Source organism: Dactylosporangium roseum, assembly GCF_025264685.1.
Classification (GTDB): Bacteria; Actinomycetota; Actinomycetes; order Mycobacteriales; family Micromonosporaceae; genus Dactylosporangium; species Dactylosporangium roseum.
In genome coordinates, this window is sequence record NZ_CP073721.1 from 3,674,721 (window position 1) to 3,689,540 (window position 14,820).

Consider the following 14,820-nt stretch of genomic DNA (forward strand, 5'->3'; position numbering starts at 1 on the left):
ATGCGGCTTGAGGAACTCACATCCGGTGTCCGGGTCAGCGGCGTGGTCCCCGGCGAGACGATCGTGGTTATCGCGGCGCAGTGGCATGGTTCGGATGCCGTGGAGCTGACCTACAAGACGCTGGACGGCGGGCTGCGCCAGCAGGTGCTGTTCCGTGCCGATGAGGCCAAGTTGAGTCGGTCCGATGCGAGCAGCCGGCCGTTCGACGCCGCCGCCGAGGAGTTCCGCCTGGTGGCCGAGGTCCAGCGGATTTCGCTGGCCGGGCTGTTCGACCCGATGCTGGCGGTGGCCACGAGCGACGTGCAGCCGTTACCGCACCAGATTCAGGCCGTGTACGGGGAGATGCTCGACCGCTCACCGCTGCGGTTCCTGCTTGCCGACGACCCCGGCGCCGGCAAGACGATCATGGCCGGTTTGTACATCAAGGAGCTGGTGCTGCGTGATGACGTGCAGCGGTGCCTGATCGTCGCGCCCGGCGGACTGGTCGACCAATGGCAGGACGAGCTCTACCTCAAGTTCGGCCTGCGTTTCGACATGCTCACTCCGGCCATGGTCGACGCGGCGTTCGGCTCGACCGTGTTCGAGCAGTACCCGCTGCTCATCGCCCGGATGGACCAGCTCGCGCGAAGTGAGGAGCTGACCGCTCAGCTCGACGACGCCGAGTTCGATCTCGTGGTGGTGGACGAGGCCCACCGGATGGGCGCGCACTACTTCGGCGGCAAGGTGAACAAGACCCGGCGGTTCCAGCTCGGTGAGCGACTGCGGGAACGTACCCGCCACCTGCTGCTGATGACCGCCACCCCGCACGCGGGCAAGGAGGAGGACTTCCAGCTCTTCCTCACGCTGCTGGAACGCGACGGCTTCGAGGGCAGGTTCAAGTCCGGTGTCCACAACGCCGACACCAGCGGACTCATGCGCCGCATGGTCAAGGAGGACCTCCTCACGTTCACCGGCAAACCACTCTTCCCCGAACGCATCGCCCAGACCGTGCCATACCAGCTCACCGCGGACGAGCAGGACCTCTACGAGCGCGTCACCAACTACGTGCGTGAGGGCATGAACCGTGCGGCACGGCTGGACGACAAACGCCGCAATACCGTCGGCTTCGCGCTCACGGTGCTGCAGCGACGTCTGGCGTCCAGTCCCGAGGCGATCTACCAGTCGCTGGTGCGGCGTGCCGAACGACTCGCGCGCCGCCGCGACGATTTGATCCACGGCCGCAGCATCGCCGAGCCTGCGGTGATCGACCCGGGACAGTGGGACGGCGACGAGTTCACCGCCGAAGAGACCGAGCAGATGGAGGAGGAGCTGCTCGACGCGGCCACCACGGCTCGCACCGTCGCGGAGCTCAACACCGAACTGGCCGATCTCGACCGGCTCATCCTGATAGCCCGGCGGGTCCGCAACCTCGACACCGATCGCAAATGGGTTGAACTGCGCAGGATTCTGGAGGACAACGACCTCATCCGTCCCGGTGCCGAGCGGCCTCGAAAGCTGATCATCTTCACCGAACACCGTGACACCCTGAACTATCTGACCACCAAGATCCGCGCATTGCTCGGCCGGCCCGGGGCGGTCCAGGCCATTCACGGCAGTGTGCGGCGGGCCGACCGGCGGGCGATCACCGAGGAGTTCACCAAGAACCCCGCCTGCCAGGTGCTTCTCGCCACCGACGCGGCCGGCGAAGGGCTCAACCTCCAAGCGGCCCACCTGATGGTCAACTACGACCTTCCGTGGAACCCCAACCGCATCGAGCAGCGCTTCGGCCGTATCCACCGCATCGGACAGACTGAGGTCTGCCGGCTATGGAACCTGGTAGCCGCGAACACCCGCGAGGGCGAGGTGTTCACCCGGCTGCTGCAGAAGGTCGAGGAACAGCGCAAGGCGTACGGCGGCAAGGTCTTCGACGTCCTCGGCTCGGCCTTCGACGAGACGCCGCTCCGCGACCTGCTCATCGAGGCCATTCGCTACGGCGACCTCCCCGAGACCAGGGCCCGGATGGAGCAGGTCATCGACGATTCGGTCGCCCACGGGTTGAAGGAGCTGCTCGAGGAACGCGCGCTCGCCCACGACACCATCGCGGACGCGGACCTGGTCCAGATGCGCCGGGACATGGAGGAGGCCCGCGCCCGGCGCCTGCAACCGCATTACATCGAGTGGGCCTTCCGCCACGCCTTCCAGCGACTCGGGGGCCGCATTGCCCGGCGCGAGCGCGGCCGCTACGAGATCAGCCAGATACCCGCAGCCGTCCGCGCCGTCACGAAGCACGGGCCGGTGGCCTCGCGCTACGAGCGGGTCACGTTCGAGCTCGACCGTATCCACGCGGACGGCAAGCCGCGTGCCGATCTCCTTGCCCCCGGCCATCCACTCCACGACGCCGTGGCCGACCTGACGACCACGCAGCTGCGAGCACTGCTGGAGCGCGGCACGATCCTGGTCTCGGCGGAGATCGAGGATCCGAAGGTACTTGTGGGCGTGGTGGAGGAGGTCGCCGACGGCACCGAAGCATCCGTCGCCCGGCGGTTCCGATATGCCTACGTCGATGCCGACGGTCGGGTCACGCCCGCCGGCCCGGCACCATATCTCGACTGCGTCCCCGCACCGCGCGCCGCTGCCGTGACCAGCGCTGCGAAGCTGCCATGGCTCGGCGAGGCCGAGTCGCGCGCCCGGACATGGATCATCGGTCACTCACTCCAGGAGTACCTCGCCGAGGTCTCGCCCCGCCGGCTCGCAGAGATCGAGCGGACCCGCATCCGGGTCGACCAGCGCCTGGCGCACGAATCGAACCGGCTTGTCGGCGAAGCGATGGCGGCGCGGGAACGAGAGCGAAGCGGCGTCAAGCCGAAGGAAAGCTCCGAGAGCCTTCTGCGCAAGGCGCAGGACCTCACGGTCCGCAGGCAGACCCGGCTGGCGCTGCTTGGGCAGCAGGCTCGCCTGGCCACCAGACCGCCCCGTATCACGACTGCCGCCCTGGTACTTCCCCTCTCCGCCGTCGGGAGCATGATCGCGGCGGACGCCCCGATCCGCGCAAGCGAGAACAAGGCCGTCGAACGGCGCGGCATCGATTTCGTCCTTGCCGTCGAGCGCGCGCTCGGCCGGCACCCGCACGAGGAGGCGTTCGGCAACCCCGGTTACGACGTCGTGTCGGTTCCGACCGACGGCGGCCCTTCGATCCGTATCGAGGTCAAGACCCGGTTTGAAGGTGCCGACGACTTCTACGTTACCCACAACGAGATCCTCACCGGCAAGAATGCCGCCCCGCACTACCGCCTCGCTCTGGTCACCGTCAGCCGCACCAGATCCGGTTATGGCGAAGTACGGTACCTCGCGGAACCCTTCATCGGCATCGACTCCGCTGACCTCACTGCGTCCGGGGTCAGGATTGGCTGGCGGAAGGCCTGGTCCGCCGGCTCCGCGCCGTTCTGATCCAAGCCGCCCGATTGGGCGGCTGATCAGGCGTGCGCCGTCATCGTGATCATCGTCCCAACTGCTCGCCGAAGCGCCTGCGGCAACTGGGCTGTCATATCGGTAATACTCGCCGCCGCCGGGATTCGAAGCCGGCGACCTGGTAGGTGGCGGTGATCTCTCGAGTTCGCTGGCGCGGCCCGTCCTCGGCTCGACGACTCGGCGTTTCCGCGTTCCTCATGCCGTCGGACCGCTCGGCATGAGGGAGAGTCTCAGCGGCGTTTCCTGGACGATATGACCGTAGTCGGACACTTGGATGTAGTTCACTGCGAGCCTCCCACGCTACGACCGGGAACGTCGCTGTCCAATCTCGCTCGGCCACTTGCAGGAGCTCGGCCACCGAGCCGTCAAGCTCGGGCGATGGCCGCAGGGCTGGCTCGGCTGTCCATCCAGATGAGGATGTCCGCGACACGGGTCAGCGGCATGGGATGTTCGCGGACGGGATGGGACTTGGCGAGCTCAATCATCCAGTCGCGGTTCGCGCACAGGTCGTCTCGCATGCGCTGCCGGACACGGCCGGGCACGGCGGTCGCGTAGAACGCCTTCACGGACGAGTCGATAATCGGTACAACCGGGGCGAGCCGGTGGAGCACCTTCGACACCGTCACCTCCGTCCAAGTTCTGTGGCGTTTCGGGTTATAGGGCTGCATCGCTCGAGCAGTCTGGTTGGCGTTGTCCAAAGCCGGCATTGCGATCTGCACGTCGTCGCAGTCCTCTAGGCCAGGCAGATGCCGAACCTCGTCGAGGGCGTCGTCCAAGGCCTGACGGAGAACAGAGAACCGTGACTCGGCCGCAGAGAAGAGCGGGGTGACGTCGGACCAACCCAGTCGAAGACTGAGCAGGTTGGCCATCAGGATGTCGGCCGCAGTAATCGGCCCGTCGTGTATCGCGGCTTGGTCGTAGGTTGTGAACGCGAAGCAGCCAGCCGGGTCGGTGTAAGCGTTTAGATACGCTGATGCATGCAACTTCAGCTCTGCGACGGACCTACGCTGTCTGCTCCGCTGTTTCACGATCAGGAGCGTACGTCGCCGGCATCTGGTGGATGAGGCAGGACACGTTCCCGGCACTATCATAGGGCTGGCTCCGGCTAGCCAGAGGTGGAGTGAACGTGAGCGAGGACCTTCGCCAACTGGCCGAACTGCTTCGGGCCCGCGACGAACTTGATTTCAAGATCGCGGAGGTGACGGGCCGCTCGGCTCGGCGGGGCGACGTCGGCGAGTTCATCGCCGCCCAAGTGTTCGACATCGAACTCGCGATGACGGCGACCCAACCGGGCCACGACGGCAGATTTCGGTCAGGACCGCTCCACGGCGCAACGGTCAACGTCAAGATGTACGGGGAGGCGGTTGCCGGGATCGACCTGAGCCCGCATCCGTGTGACTACCATTTGGTGCTTAGCGGACCACGGCGACCTGCAGGCGTGGTGCGCCATCACCGGTGGTGTATAGCCGCCGCGTACCTGTTCGCGACGGGCCGGCTGTTCGAGCAGTTGAACGAGCGGAACGTCAAAATCGGTATCGCCACAAGCATCCGCAAGTCTGACCTCGAAGCCGCCCGGATTTTCCCGGACGCCGGACCGACCCCGCCACTGTCGTTGTCAGCGAAGCAGCGTGCACTGCTGTCGCTGTTCTCGTAACTGATGTCTGGCTACCTGCAGGTTGCTCGGCGGGCGTACTGCAGTCTGCGGTTCCAGTTGAGTGGTTACGGACCTCTCGTTTCAAGATTGCGGTTTCCAACTGCGACGCTACTTGCGGTCGGTGTCGCGTGGGTCGTTGGCGACTCGTAGGAGAAGTGCAGTCCCGTCCAGCCCGACAGAGAGAGCACCTCCTGGCAGGCGGGATGCACGGCCGGCATGCCACCATCGGTACAGGCTGCCAGCGTTGCGCCGGTACGCGCGTAGGTCGCCGTCTCGGAGTTGGCGGTATACCTGTTGCTCGACACCGCGGAACACGATGAGCGTCTTGCCGTTGGTCAAGGGCATAGGCATCGATGTTCCCTCCAGGGTTGGTCCTCCGGGTAGGGTCAGTTGGTCGTTCGTCGTATCCGGCCAGGGCTCCTCCGTCCCAGGTAGCGCGCCGCTCAGTTCACCGCGTTGGCGGGGCGTCGTGTAGTCGGACGCTGCTGAGCTGTTTCCCGCGAAGAGCAGTACAGATGCGGCTGTCGCGCGGGTCAAGACCTGCGTGAACCATCCGCGCCGCACTTCCGGGATGTGAAACGGTGCCGGCGGTTGAGGCGGCTGCGGCGAGGTCGTTCCGTCGGGGGGCTCCGGCGAGTCGGGGACTGGCGGTGTCTGGGTCGCTGGGCCGCCATCATCACTAGCGTCCGAGGTTGATGGCTCTTCCGGCCGCCAGTCCTGCTCCTCGGGGACCTCGGCCAGCAGTTCGTCAAGTTCGTCTTCCGTGCCCGACCAGAGGCCGTCGTTGCCGGGAGGGTCGAGGATGTGGGACGTGATGCCGTTCTTGGAAAGCTGGGATGCCACCATCAGGCTGTAGAGGGTGTGGGTGCCGACCTGGACCGCACGCACCTGCAGGCAGGCGTCGGCCAACTGCTTGACGACGTCGGCGCGCTTGAAGTGCGTACCCTTACACTCCAGTACAACCACATGCACAACGCCTCGGTCCCAGCCGATCAGGAAGTAGTCCGGCCGCTTCCTCGTGCCTGCGGCATTTCGCACCTCTCCCGACACGCCTTCGATGAAGCCTGCGGCGAGTGCGACATCGGCGTCGACCGCGTGGAAGACGACGCCTGGATGTCGCCTTGCGAGCGCCGCACGCGCGACCACGAGCGCGAGCCCGATGCCGAGTTGCTCCGACTGGACCATCTTGTGGTGATGCACGACCTCGTCGGCGGCGTGCCGTGTCAGTGCCAGCATGCCTTTCGGGCTGTTGGTGAGCGTGGCGCAGTATCGGAGGTGCGCCCACTGCTGGGCGACCGCCACGAACGGCGACCGCGTCAGGAGCGTTGTGGCAACGCCCAACTCACGCAGAACGTCAGTGGGACTGGTCTGGACGATCTTGTCCGTCGCAACCGCTTCCGGCGTCTTGAGGTACCGCCGCGCCCCTGGCGGGCTGTCCGTCCCGCCATTTGCTTTTGCGAAGACCTCGCCAGCCAAGCTCGACGTGGAGTTGATCTGCAATCGTGCAGGTGTAGAAAGTTGTCGAAGAAGTATGTCGACATCCACACAGGCTCCGAGTGATAGACGATGGTGACTATATTAACGAGTTATCACGAAGAGCGACAGAGAAACAACCTTGAGTGAATGGGGTTGGCGGGCGGACTGGTCGGTCGCTAGCGAGACTGAGTCGGCATGTCACTTCCTCGGCGCCGCCTCGGGTGACCTCACCATGGTCGACACTCGTCCCAACTGGTCCGACGCGTGGTCCACCAGCTTCATGGCCTTCCGCTCCTCAGTGTTGGGCCTGTCCGGCCGCCGGACTACAGGGCACTCGAGATTGCGGACCGAGGATCCTGTGCGAGCCGACCGCGTCGGCGTCCACGGCTACCCAGGCGGTCGAAGATCGGTGGTTGTGGGAAGGAATTGCCCCATTTCTGGTCTGGCCTCAACCGTCCGGCACGTCAATTCACCTGTATGCAGGTGATCCGCGTGCTCGGGAGGTACTACCCTCCACGCGGAGATCGGCGTTGAGTAGTCTGAAGATCGCTATTGGCGACGGTGTCGCAGGTCAGGAGAGGGGTGGTCACGATCCGGCCGGATTCGCCCCGCTGGCGGGAGATCAACGCCAGCGACTATCCGCACGAGCGTGCCGGTCTGCAACAACTGCAGGCCCTGCTGCCGGACGGCGACCCGTACCACGCCTGGGCGAACGTCGAGTTCCAGGGAACGGACGGCTCGGTCAATGAGGTCGATCTGCTGGTGCTGGTGCCGCAGGGGCTGTACATCCTGGAGTTGAAGCACTGGCAAGGTGACATCTCCGGTGACGGGTTCCAGTGGCGACGGACGATGCCGAACGGCCGGGTGCGGCTGGTCGACAATCCGGTGATCGCGGCGAACCGCAAGGCGCGCCGGTTCCGGACGCTGTTGGAGCAGTACGCCGGAAGGGTGCCCGGACGCCGGGCCCGTGTGCCGTACGTCGACGCAGCGGTGTTCCTGCACGCCGCGAACGTCCGGTCGCAGCTGGATCCGGTCGGCCGGCAGCGCGTGTACGGCCCGCACGGTTCGTCCGCATCCGGGCTGGAGGACATCAACCGGCTGGTGACGCACCGCCCCGCCAGCGGCGGTATCGATCGGGCAGCGGCTCGAGAGATCGTCGCTCTGATCGAGGCGTGTGGGCTGCGGCCGTCGGTGTCGAAGCGGATGGTCGGGCAGCTCCTGTTGACCTCGAAGCCGTTTGCCGAAGGACCCGGCTGGCAGGACTTCCTCGCGGGGCACCAGCAGACCGATCTGGTACGACGGGTCCGCTTCTACCTGACCGAGCGAGCCGACGCCGACCGCGAGATGATCCAGCGCGCGGCGGAGCGGGAGTTCCGGCTGCTGCAGGGCATCCGCCACGACGGAATCGTCCAGGCGCACGATCTGATCGAGCACAGCTACGGCCCGGCGGTGATCTTCGACCACAACGAGGACTGGGTTCGCCTGGACCGATGGCTCGCCGAGCATGACGGCGAGCTGACCGTCGACCGGCGCCTGGAGCTGGTTCGCGAGCTCGGCGACATCATGCGATACGCGCACTCGCGGCACCTGGTGCACCGCAACCTCAACCCGCGGTCGATCTTCGTGCGGAAGCCGAACTCCGCGCGGCCAGGGCTAGTGGTGATCGACTGGCAGACCGGCGGCCGGATTCCCGGGACTACCACGACCTCGCAGGGCACCGTGCTGGGCACACAGCACGTCGAAGAACTCGCCGACGAGCACGCCCGCGTGTACCAGGCACCGGAGATCACCAACCCGGACGCGCCGGGAGTGCTGCTGGACGTGTTCGCGCTGGGTGCGATCACGTACCACATCATGAGCGGCCGTCAGCCGGCCACCAGCGTCGCCGAGCGAAAGACGGTGCTGGACCAGCTCGGCGGCCTCGACATCACCGCAGCCCTCGATGGCGCCCCGAGCAGCCTCGTCGACCTCATCTTCGACGCGACCTGCGTCGTGGTGCCGTCGCGTACGAAGACGGTCGCGCTGTTCCTGGAGGGTCTCGACCAGGTCGAGGAGGAGTTGACCGCCCCGGACCCGGTCCCGCAGGTCAACCCGTTGCAGGCGCGCAGCGGCGACGTGCTCGAGGGCGGTCTGACGGTGATCGACCGGCTGGGCGCCGGCGCAACGTCGGTGGCGATCCTCGTCCGCGACGAGCAGGGCACGCAGATCGTGCTCAAGGTAGCCCGGGACCCGGAGAAGCGGCAGCGGCTGTACGACGAGGCTGCCGTGTTGCGCCGGATCCCGCACTGGCAGATCGTCCGCCTGGTCCGAGACGAGCCGGTGGAGATCGGCGGCGAGGTCGGGCTGCTGCTGGAGTACGCCGGGCCGAAGACGCTCGCCGACCAGCTCGCCTCCGGTGGCCGGCTCAACCTGGAACTGCTCGACCGCTACGGCCGGGAGCTGCTCGACGTCGTCCGGGCCCTGGATGCCGAGGGCATCATGCACCGCGACATCAAACCCGCCAACCTGGCGGCCCGGCCCCGCTCGCGGGACGGCGAGCTGCACCTGTGCGTGTTCGACTTCTCCCTCGCCGCCGCGCCGGCCGAGCACCTGACCGCCGGCACACCGCCCTATCTGGACCCATTCCTCGGACCGCCGCGCCGGGCCCGCTACGACGCCGCCGCGGAGCGCTTCGCCGTCGCCGTCACCCTGTACGAGATGGCCACCGCGACACTGCCGAGGTGGGGCGACGGCTTGACCCCGCCCGAGCACCTGACCGACGAGGTGACGCTGGCACCGGAGCTGTTCGACCAGGACGCCGCCGAGGGCCTGGTCAACTTCTTCGCCAAGGCCCTCGCCCGGGACGCCCGGCAACGCTTCGACACCTACGAGGACATGACCGACGCCTGGCGGCGGGTGTTCACCGCCCTGCCGGCACCGGCCGTCGACCGCCAGCCGTCCGCCGAGGAGGTGCCGCTCGCGGTCGGCCGCGACACACCGCTGGAACGAGTCGGGATGACCCCGAAGGCCCGCTCGGCGCTGGAACGCATCGGCGTACACACCGTCGGCGACCTCATCGACCAAGACCAGATGGCGCTGTCCCGCCTGGCCGGTGTCTCCCAGGCGACCAAGACCGAGATCCGCCGCCGGACCCGCGAACTGCGGGCCGTCTTCGCCACCAGCCACACCGTCACCGCCGAACCGACCGACGACGGCGGCACCCCGCAGATCGCCGGCATCGAAACTGTGTTGGAGCTGCTAACCGGGCCCCCGACCCGGCGCAGATCAGGCGAGACGGCGATCGTGCCAATGCTGCTCGGCTCCGACATCCCGTCGAGCGACGACCACCCGCCTCACTGGCCGTCCCAGGTCGACCTGGCCCGCCACGCGGGGATCACCTCCCAGCGGGTGACGCAGATCCTGCACCGGCTCACCGACCGGTGGCGGGACCTGCCGGACCTGAGCCGCATCCGCGACGAGATCGTGGTACTCCTCGACGCCAACGGCGGAGTGATGTCCGCTGACGAGTTGGCCGGTGAACTCATCGCCGCACACGGGTCGTACAGCCCCGAACCGCGACGCACCACCCAGGCGATCGGCCTGGTCCGTGCCGCCGTCGAGGTCGAACTCGCCCGTGGCGGCGACGCCCGCGTCGACCAGCACCGCATCGACAAGGTCGTCCTCATCGGCCGCGAGCCCGACGACCCGGACGCCGAGCACACCGCGATGGACTTCCTGCAGTACGCGGCGCAGCTCGGCCGGATCGCGCACGGCCTGGCGAGCCAGCCGCTGCCGGCCACCCGCTCGCGGGCGCTGGAACGGCTACGTGAACCGACCCCGCCGCCGGCGATGCCGCAGATGTCAGACAGCCGGCTACTCTCTCTCGCCGCGGCCGCCGGTGGGGTAGCGCTCAGCCCACAGGAGCAGCTGTACCAGGTCGGCATGGCCGCCGAGACCGCGCTTCGGCTCGCCGCCGGTAGCCTCGCCGTCCCACCCGGCCGGTCACTGTCGATCGACGAGGTCCGCAAGCGGGTCCGGGCCCGGTTCCCGAAAGCCGCGGACCTCCCCGGCCGGCCCAAACTCGACCAGTACCTGACGGCCGCCGGTATCGCGCTCGAGTGGCGGCACGACCGCTACACCACCCCCACCAGACCCGGCAGTGACCTCTTCGCCAGCCGCACCCGCGGCACCCGCACCGGCCCGCTGCTGCCAGCCGGCCCGGACGCCGTCGCGGACGCCGACGCCCGCCTCGCCGCGGTCCTGGACCGTGACGGCTTCCTGGCGGTCCTGGTGAAGCCCGCAGCCCTGGCCGGCGCCCGCCAAGCACTGCTCGACCGATTCGGGCTCGCCGAGCTGAACATCACCGCGGTCCTGGTCGAGACGCTCCGCGCCCTGGGCGTGCCGTGGGAGCTGATCCTGGAATCAGACGCTCGTGAAGCCGCCCACCCCGATCGCCGCAACCTGGAAAGCGCCGTACGCGCCGAGGTGATGCCGCGCCTGACGGCCGCACTGAACACGGATTCTGCGGTACTGCTGAGCGAGGCGGCACCCCTCGCCCGGTACGGCTGCATGGACCTCATCGCCACCTTGGCCGACAACGGCGTGCCGCGCCCAGCCGCACGGCTCCTCCTCGTCGCGACCCGCGGCGGCAAGCAACTCCTCGACGACCAGCCCATCCCCGTCACGTCGTCCGGCCAGCTCACCTGGCTGCCCGACGCGTGGTGGCAGCCCGCCCAGGCCACCGGAAAGGCCCGCACGTGACCACACTCGCCGACCTGCAGCGCCAGCTCAAGGTCCTGGCCACCGATCTGCGCCAGCAGTCCGAGACCCTGCCGAAGCTCCAGTCGTGGTTGGAGGCGCAGTACAAGGCGGCGTACGGCAAGCGCACCGGCGCCACCTACGAGACGTGGCGCGAGGAACAGATCGACCAGGCGTCGGTGGCGTGGCTGCTCGGTACCGTCTTTGTCCGCTTCTGCGAGGACAACGACCTCATCGACCGGCAGTTCATCGCCGGGCCTGGTCAGCGCACCGACGACGCCGTTGAAGCCGCCACCGAGTACTTCCTGCAACATCCGACCCACAGCGACCGCGAATGGATCCGTCAGGCCTTCCAGCACCTCGCCGGCCTGCGCGCAACGAAGGCCCTCTTCGACGAACATAACCCAGTCTGGCACTGGGACCTCAGCGCCGATGCCGCCGTCGGCCTCCTCGACTTCTGGCGCCGCGGACCCGGCATCCACGACTATACCGACCCGCAGCTCAACACCCGATTCCTCGGCGACCTCTACGAGAAGCTGTCCCAGGACGCCCGTAAGCGGTACGCGCTGCTGCAGACGCCGGAGTTCGTCGAGGAGTTCATCCTCGACCTCACGCTGGACGAGTCGATCAAGGACTTCGGGCTGGAAGCTACTTCGCTCATCGACCCCACCTGCGGTTCCGGCCACTTCCTGCTCGGCGCGTTCCACCGCCTCGTGCCCTTGTGGGAACGTCACCATCCCGACCTCGACCGGCGAACCCGAGCGCAGAACGTCCTCGACCAGATCACCGGCGTCGACATCAACCCGTTCGCCGTCGCCATCGCGCGCTTCCGGCTCCTCGTCGAGGCCCTGCGGTACTGCGACGAGAAGCACCTCGCCGACGCCCCGGGCTTCACGATGCGCCTTGCCGTAGGCGACTCGCTGCTGCGATGGGGCGACGAGGACTCCTCGCACCAGGGCGACATGCTGCACCTGCTAGAGAGCGGCACCGCATACCCCTACTACACCGAGGACGCGCAGGCACTCAAAACGCTGCTCAAGTCGGGGCAGTATACGGTGGCGGTCGGCAACCCGCCGTACATCACGGTCAAGGACAAGTACCTCAACGACCTCTACCGTGGGATGTACGACTCCTGCTCCGGGAAATACGCACTGTCCGTACCGTTCGCGGAGCGGTTCTTCGAGCTGGTGCGCAGTGCGGACCCATCCGGCCGGTGTGGCACCGCGGGCCAGATCACTGCCAACTCGTTCATGAAGCGGGAGTTCGGCAAGCAGCTCATCAACGACTTCTTCGCCAAGAAGGTCGAGTTGAGCCACATCATTGACACGTCGGGTGCATACATCCCGGGGCATGGCACCCCTACGGTCATCTTGGTTGGCAAGCGCCGACCACCCAAGAGTCCGACATTGCGGGCAGTGCTTGGCGTCCAAGGCGAACAGGGTGTGCCCGACGACCCAGCTCGTGGCGACGTCTGGTCTGCCATCGCCGACAACTGGAATCGGCCGCAGGTGGCCAACGCGTTCGTGACGGTCATCGACGCTGCGCGGACCATGTTCGCCAACCACCCGTGGAGCCTTGCTGGAGGCGGAGCCAGCGATCTGATGGAGCGCATCGAGGACGAGGCCGCTCGGCGCCTCGCCGACCTCACCGCGCATCTCGGAATCATGTCGGTAACCGGCGAAGACGACCTGTACCTGTTTCCTGATGAGCGCTCGGCAGCACGACTCGGCGTAACCACGACTCGTCATCTTGTGGAGGGAGATGCGGTCAGAGATCACGCGATCGCGCGGGCCAGTGCCGCGATCTGGCCCTACTCCAGCCGATCTGGGGTTCGTCCGATCGCTGACCTCGGACAGACCGGTCACCTACTCCAGCGGTACAGGTCCGCCATCAACAAGCGACGCCGATTCGGCACGCCGATGGTCGATCGCGGCCTGGCTTGGTGGGAATGGCAGGAAGTTTACTGGGACAAGTTACATACGCCTTTCTCACTCACATGGGGAGAAGTGGCGACGCACAACCACTTCGTGCTGGATCGGGGTGGGAAGGTCTTCAACAGAACGGCGCCGGTCATCAAGTTGCCTGCCACCGCGACCGAGGACGATCATCTCGCGCTGCTGGGCCTGTTGAACTCCTCGACGGCGTGCTTCTGGCTCAAGCAGGTCAGCCACGACAAGGGCATACGAGGCGAGGGTGGCGGCTTTACCAGCAGCGACTGGGAGCGATTTTTCCAGTTCAACGCGACGAAGCTCAAGAGTTTCCCAATCCCCGCGCGTACGTCGACCGTGCGGGCGCGGGCGTTAGACCGGCTGGCTCAGGAACTCGCCGCGGTTCGGCCGGCCGCGGTCTGTGGGGCCGGCGTCCCGACACGGCAGACGCTCGACGCCGCGAAGGCTGGCTACGCGAGGATTCGGGGCCGGATGATCGCCCTGCAGGAGGAACTGGACTGGGAGGTGTACTGGCTGTACGGCCTGCTCGACGACGACCTGACCCTGCCGGATGACGCGGTGCCGGAATTGCGGCTCGGACAGCGGGCTTTCGAGATCATCATGGCTCGAGGCATCGCAGAGGGTGAACCGATCCCGGAGTGGTTCGTCCGGCATCGGTCGCAGCCAACGGCCACGCTGCCGGAGGAGTGGCCTAGCGCATACCGCGAAACGGTTCTGAAGCGGATCGCGGTCATTGAGTCTCGTGCGGACCTCGCGTTGATCGAGCGTCCGGAGTGTAAGCGGCGGTGGTCCTCGACGCCGTGGGAGGTGCAGGAGCAGCAGGCGCTGCGGGACTGGCTGCTCGACAGGCTCGAGGCGGAGGAGCTGTGGCGGGGGTCCGCCGGTGGCCGGATCATGACGGTCGGCGTGCTGGCAGACCGGGTGGGCACTGACGCAGATTTCCGATCGGTGCTGGCGCTGTACTGCGGGCACGACGCCTACGACCTCGCCAGTGAGTTGGCGAAGCTGGTGGTGGACGAAACGGTGCCGTTCCTGGCCGCGTACCGGTACAAGCCGTCCGGGCTTGTCAAACGCAAACAGTGGGAGGACGTCTGGGCGTTGCAGCGGCGGGAGGACAAAGCCGCGGAGAAGGGCGAACGATTCACGGAGCCGATTCCGGTGCCGCCAAAGTACGCCCAGGCCGACTTCGCGCGGACGTCGTACTGGCGTAACCGGGGCAAGCTCGATGTGCCGAAGGAGCGGTTCGTGCTGTACCCGAACGCCGGCCGGGACACGTCGCCGGTGCTCGGCTGGGCGGGCTGGGATCATCTGGAGCAGGCGCAGGCCCTGGCGAATCTCTACATGGAGCGCAAGCAGCAGGACGGTTGGCCGAAGGAGCGGCTGCTGCCGCTGCTGGCGGGGCTGGGGGAGTTGGAGCCGTGGCTGCATCAGTGGCATTCTGATGATTTGCCGGAATACGGCGGTAGTCCGGCCGATTTCTATACCGCGTTTGTTGATGCAGAGTTGGCGACGTTGGAGGCTGACCGGGCCGAGATTGCGTTGGGGGTGCTGGCGTGA

At 67.1% G+C, this 14,820-nt stretch carries 6 protein-coding genes; 4 read left to right on the top strand and 2 right to left on the bottom strand.

Annotated features, from left to right (window positions below; translation table 11 throughout):
- Complete coding sequence (locus Drose_RS17195) at positions 1-3,426, top strand: helicase-related protein (RefSeq protein WP_260729203.1); 3,426 nt, start codon at positions 1-3, stop codon at positions 3,424-3,426.
- 386 nt (positions 3,427-3,812) lie between these two features.
- Here Drose_RS17195 and Drose_RS17200 read toward each other — a convergent pair whose 3' ends face one another.
- Positions 3,813-4,475 (bottom strand): DUF6308 family protein, encoded by a 663-nt coding sequence (locus Drose_RS17200; protein ID WP_260729204.1) that lies wholly within the window; start codon positions 4,473-4,475, stop codon positions 3,813-3,815.
- 98 nt (positions 4,476-4,573) lie between these two features.
- Here Drose_RS17200 and Drose_RS17205 point away from each other — a divergent pair, with 98 nt between their 5' ends.
- Positions 4,574-5,101 carry a hypothetical protein gene (locus Drose_RS17205; protein WP_260729205.1) on the top strand — a complete coding sequence of 176 codons (528 nt, stop codon included), beginning with the start codon at positions 4,574-4,576 and terminating at the stop codon, positions 5,099-5,101.
- Between the two features lie 108 nt (positions 5,102-5,209).
- Here Drose_RS17205 and Drose_RS17210 read toward each other — a convergent pair whose 3' ends face one another.
- The gene (locus Drose_RS17210; RefSeq protein WP_260729206.1) at positions 5,210-6,601 is read right to left on the bottom strand and encodes a hypothetical protein; all 1,392 of its coding nucleotides are present in this window, start codon (positions 6,599-6,601) and stop codon (positions 5,210-5,212) included.
- 558 nt (positions 6,602-7,159) lie between these two features.
- On the opposite strand from Drose_RS17210, the gene pglW reads away from it, so the two are divergent.
- Both pglW and pglX read left to right on the top strand, forming a co-directional pair.
- Positions 7,160-11,317, top strand: coding sequence for a BREX system serine/threonine kinase PglW (pglW, locus tag Drose_RS17215; protein WP_260729207.1), 4,158 nt, complete (start codon positions 7,160-7,162; stop codon positions 11,315-11,317).
- Positions 11,314-14,820, top strand: a complete 3,507-nt coding sequence (gene pglX / locus Drose_RS17220; RefSeq protein ID WP_260729208.1) for a BREX-2 system adenine-specific DNA-methyltransferase PglX — start codon at positions 11,314-11,316, stop codon at positions 14,818-14,820. The genes pglW and pglX overlap by 4 nt, the downstream gene beginning before the upstream one ends.

Coding starts and splice junctions, on each gene's coding strand:
- Drose_RS17195 (WP_260729203.1), top strand. CDS start 1: ATGCGGCTTGAGGAACTCACATCCGGTGTCCGGGTCAGCGGCGTGGTC.